4 protein-coding genes are annotated in these 2,772 nt (G+C 46.8%); all 4 read right to left on the bottom strand.

Going from position 1 to position 2,772, the window contains the following annotated elements; all coding sequences use genetic code 11:
- Positions 1–49 precede the first annotated feature (49 nt).
- The 4 genes from EO132_RS08400 to istB all read right to left on the bottom strand — a co-directional run bounded on the left by EO132_RS08400 (position 50) and on the right by istB (position 2,582).
- Complete coding sequence (locus EO132_RS08400; RefSeq protein ID WP_127136440.1) at positions 50–868, bottom strand: IS3 family transposase; 819 nt, start codon at positions 866–868, stop codon at positions 50–52.
- Positions 869–891: 23 nt separating this feature from the next.
- Positions 892–1,167: a transposase gene (locus EO132_RS08395; RefSeq protein ID WP_072882405.1), complete on the bottom strand. Its 276-nt coding sequence runs from the start codon at positions 1,165–1,167 to the stop codon at positions 892–894.
- A gap of 32 nt (positions 1,168–1,199) precedes the next feature.
- The gene (locus EO132_RS08390) at positions 1,200–1,775 is read right to left on the bottom strand and encodes an ATP-binding protein (protein ID WP_205780336.1); all 576 of its coding nucleotides are present in this window, start codon (positions 1,773–1,775) and stop codon (positions 1,200–1,202) included.
- A gap of 75 nt (positions 1,776–1,850) precedes the next feature.
- Entirely contained in the window at positions 1,851–2,582 is a 732-nt protein-coding gene (gene istB, locus EO132_RS08385; protein WP_127136804.1) for an IS21-like element helper ATPase IstB, read from the bottom strand.
- Between the last annotated feature and the right edge of the window lie 190 nt (positions 2,583–2,772).

Genomic DNA, 2,772 nt, shown 5'->3' with positions numbered 1-2,772 from the left:
TGTAGATACCCCGATCTTTAGGACAGTTTCTCTACAAAACTAATATAATTCAAGCCGCTCTCTTAAATAGATCGATAGGTCTTTCATAGTCGATGGACTGGTGTCTTCTTTCATGGTTGTAATAATCAAAGTACTCTGCCAATAACAGATAAAGGTCCATACCGTCCCTTGGAGGGTTCAGGTATATCTTCTCGTATTTTACATTCCTCCATAGCCTTTCGATAAAGGCATTGTCCGTGGCCCTTCCCTTACCGTCCATGCTCAGGCGTATTCCCTGGCCCAAAACATAATTGGCGAACTCCTCGGCGGTGAACTGGCTCCCCTGGTCCGTATTGAGGATCTCAGGTGTCCCGTGCTCACCTATGGCCTCTTCCAATGTTTCCCTGCACCATTGGGCATCCATGGAATTGGACACGCTCCAGTTCAGGACATAGCGGCTGTGCAGGTCGATGATGGCCACCAGGTAGAGATATCCCTGTTGCATGGGGATATAGGTGATGTCGGTTGCCCATACCTGATTGGGCCTGTCAACTGTCAGGTTGCGTAGCAGGTAGGGATACGTTTTGTGGTCCTTGCACCTTCGGGAGGTGTGCTTTCCCGGAAGTACCGCCCTAAGCCCCATTACCTTGTAATAGAGCCGTTCGATCCGGTTCCTGCTCACTTTATAGCCTTTGTCTTTGGTCAGCCAGATGTGCATCCGCTTGGCCCCTTTGAAAGGGTGGTGGAGATAATGTTCGTCCATCTCCCGCATGAGCTTCAGGTTCAGTTCGGTCTCGCCCCTGGGCTTATAGTACAGCCCGGAACGATGGACCGACAATGTTTCGCATTGTTTTACAATGCTCATCTTGGAATGACCCTTGCGTATCATTTTTCTGCGTTCGGAGAGTGGTCTCAGCGCAAGGCGTCCTTTAAAAAATCGTTCTCGACCTTCAACTGGCCTATGGCCTTTAGAAGTTTGTCCTTCTCCCTTTCGGTCTCGCTGCGGGCATCCTTCTTGCCCGATTCGAACACCTGCTCGGCCCCATCGAGGAAATCGCGCTTCCATGCGCTGATCTGGGTCGGGTGTATCTCGTACTTCTGGGCAAGTTCGGCAAGGCTATGCCGCTCTTTCAAGGCTTCCAATACCACCTTGGTCTTGAACTTCGGGGTAAACTTTCTTCGTGTCATATTCAGTAAATTTAATGATTAAACTTACTGCCCTAATTTTTGGGGTATCTACAAACTTCAAGAGTCAAATCTTTATTCCTTGCCAAAACAGCTGCATATTTTATATCTAAAACCTTGCCTACAATAGTTACCTTTACTCTTTCATTGGATAAATCATATTCTGGAAGAGGAAAAAATTTCATTCTTTGATAATTGAACATTCTTCTAATACCTCCTCCGGCAGTATCAACCATCTTTAAGTTAAACATAGCATTAGCAAGAAATCGATTTCTGTAATGCTCTTCAGGAGCATCTTCAATTACTACCTTTTCTACACTTGCGGGAATAAAACAGCCTAAATTTGTAAAAATGAGGTGGTCATCTAATTCCACAACATTAATACGCCCATTTTTTGTATAATCTTGATGAGCAATGCAATTGTTAATGGCTTCTCTTATTGTATAGGGTTCATATTGATTTACTTCTTCAGGAAATAAAGTGCTTGCATCTTTAATATATCGATATTTAAGATTTCGAATTTTGCTATAGACCTTATCTACAGCAAGAATTAACGGTAAGCCAAATATTTCATAATCTTTTTCATTGCCATAATTGGATAGGGCGGTCAATGTATACCACCTGCGGCGGATGAAAGTGAGCAGTGCAAATCAAGTGCACGAGATCGACTCATTTTGGTGCTGAAGTTAACGTTTATTTTTAATTTTTTTTCTCATTGATTCCCCTTTTATGTCCACCCTGTGAGCCGAGTGCACCAGCCGGTCAAGGATGGCGTCGGCGATCGTTTTTTCACCGATGACATCGTGCCATGCCTCCACGGGCAGTTGTGAGGCTATAATGGTGGACCTTTTGCCGTGCCTGTCCTCTATGATCTCCATCAAAGAGTGCCTGTTGATGTTGTCCAATGGTTTTAGGCCAAAGTCATCCAGTATGAGCAGGTCCTGTTTTTCAAGTTTTCCAATGAATTTTAGATAGGACCCGTCCGCCTTTGAGGTTTTGAGCAAGGTAAAGAGTTTGGCCGTGTTGAAGTACATGGTCCTGTGCCCCATTGAGCAGGCCTGGTGCCCGATGGCGGAGGCCAGATAGCTCTTGCCGACCCCGGTGCTCCCGGTAATGAGCATATTTTCACCCTTGCGTATAAATCCACAGGAGGCGTAGCGCTGTATCCTGTTCCTGTCGATGTTCCTTCCAGGGCCGTAATCGATGGCCTCCATAACGGCACCGTACCTGAACCTTGCGGCCTTTGTCAGGCGCTCGATCTTGCGGTTGTGCCTATCGTCCCATTCGGACTGTACCAGATAGGCCACCAGTTCATCGTTGGTATAGTCCATGCTCTCGGGCGAGAGGCTGGTGTCAAAGGCCCTGAGCATCCCGTGGAGCCTGAGCTGTTTCATCTGTTCCAATGTCTTTGTGTTCATGTTGTCTGTTTTAATGTTTGTCATTTATAATAGTTTCCTCCCCTGATGTTATCGTGGTCCGGGACCTCGGAGGTATCCTCCGGGTCGTCCTCCAGGGTGTCCCACCCTTTTTTCAGTATCCGCTCCACCATGCTGTAATTATAGGCCCCATAGTCCGATGCCCGCCTGCAGGCATTGTCCAGCCGTTGGT

This window comes from Flagellimonas oceanensis (genome assembly GCF_003992595.1).
GTDB lineage: Bacteria > Bacteroidota > Bacteroidia > Flavobacteriales > Flavobacteriaceae > Flagellimonas > Flagellimonas oceanensis.
Note: the sequence above shows the minus strand (reverse complement) of the source record. Positions and strands in the feature narration are given on the sequence as shown.

Excerpts from the sequence above, each read along its gene's own strand:
- EO132_RS08400 (WP_127136440.1), bottom strand. The coding sequence starts at position 868 with ATGATACGCAAGGGTCATTCCAAGATGAGCATTGTAAAACAATGCGAA.
- istB (WP_127136804.1), bottom strand. The coding sequence starts at position 2,582 with ATGAACACAAAGACATTGGAACAGATGAAACAGCTCAGGCTCCACGGG.
- EO132_RS08395 (WP_072882405.1), bottom strand. The coding sequence starts at position 1,167 with ATGACACGAAGAAAGTTTACCCCGAAGTTCAAGACCAAGGTGGTATTG.